General features: G+C 56.4%; 1 protein-coding gene. It reads right to left on the bottom strand.

The annotated features are described in order from the left end of the window. The coding region (locus WCA53_RS31385; protein WP_423920797.1) for an IS701 family transposase at window positions 1–1,012 on the bottom strand (1,012 nt) is incomplete at its 3' end. Window positions 1,013–1,583 lie beyond the last annotated feature (571 nt).

Genomic DNA, 1,583 nt, shown 5'->3' with positions numbered 1-1,583 from the left:
GCCGTGGACAACTCGCACCCTCACATGGAGGTAACTGACCCACGGAAAACAGATCACCAAAGGGCTTGACTTCCAATGCCCCATAGAAGTCCCTGTGTGCAGGCCGTACACGCACGGCGGCGAAACGCGATGACAATGCGGCGTTTGTGCCTTCGCGCCAATTGACAGTTCGATAAGCTGCTCGCGGCGTTAGCATTGCCAGTGCTTTGACAGAAAGAGGCTCATGACCTGGAGCACGGCGTAGCAGCGTCGGCGGCTTACCTCGCCCGCTCCATGGCTTGGGTGGTAGAGGAGTCATTCCAGGTCCCCACACGGAAGTGCCCGGCCGAATGCCCACGGCATATAGCAAGCCCATTTCCGTCAATCCATCCCGAAAGCCAGTTTCGTCGCCATAGCCGGCGTCGGCCAGTACCACCCCAGGAGGGATATCTGACGCGATAGCCTCATGCAGTTGCGCCAGCGCTATTTGAGGTTTGGTTGCGAAGATCTGGTCTTCCGGAATGCCTGCACGCTGCCTGCGAATAGGGTCGTCGATCCATTCATGGGGAAGATAAAGCTGATAGGCGATGGGCAAGCTACCGCGCTGCGTGGCGAGCGAAAGACTTACTGCTACCTGGCAATTATCCTGCTTGCCGAGCTGCCCACAATACTGACGGGCAACGCCTACAGAGTGCTTGCCTTTCTTCGGAAAACCCGTGTCGTCGATGATCCAGTAATAGCCAGCCTCATCGACTGCGCATGTCGCCAAGGCAGGAACCACCCATTCGCGCACGCGTCGCATCAGTGCCGCATCTGACCAATCCGCCTTGGCTACAAAGTGATGAAGCGCCTGATGTCTCGCGCTTGCATGCATCGGATCGATATGCGCCGCCATAGGCTCTACGCTCTTGCGTGACAACGGCAGAATAAGCCCGGTGCAGTAACCCTTTAGGCCGGCGATCCGATCAGAATGACCCAACTCCTGCGCTAAATGATTAAGATACCTTTCGAATTCGTCGACATCTTCGCTCATTATTTAAGCCCGGGAGTCACGGTATCTTTATTATAATAGATGTAGCATTTTTATGACACAGTAAGACTTCTATGGGGCATTGAAAGTCAAGCCCTTGGCGATCTGTTTCCCGTGGGTCAGTTACCTCCGTTGACGGTACTGCAAGTTGTCCACGGCCGACCAGCGGGTCGCCTGTCACGACCACGACGCTGGCCGGCGGTGGACAACTTGCACAGGCTAGGGTGTCTGATTTATATTCGGAATCCTTCTTATAAAGCCAAACTTAAAAACGAGTTAGGTCGGAGTGTTTGATGTCCGGGTAACCGCCCCCGGACTAACTTCTATCCGTGCCGGCGCCAGGCCGGTCACCTCATACCGCATGCGCACAGCGCTGGAACCACTCCGTTACCGACGCGCCCCATCTAGAACTACGATTACCCGTCGGGCAACCCTCCTACTGTCCGGGCGCGCTGACCTTCAGGCCCTGTTGTCGATCGACATTCGTCACTCAGGTCGCAACGGTGTTGCTGCCGGGTGGCTTGAGTGTTGCCCCGAGCGGAATCTCACCGTGTTCCAGATAACGCCACAGGGC

This window comes from Caballeronia sp., assembly GCF_049581465.1.
In the GTDB taxonomy this organism is placed as follows: domain Bacteria; phylum Pseudomonadota; class Gammaproteobacteria; order Burkholderiales; family Burkholderiaceae; genus Caballeronia.
Note: the sequence above shows the minus strand (reverse complement) of the source record. Positions and strands in the feature narration are given on the sequence as shown.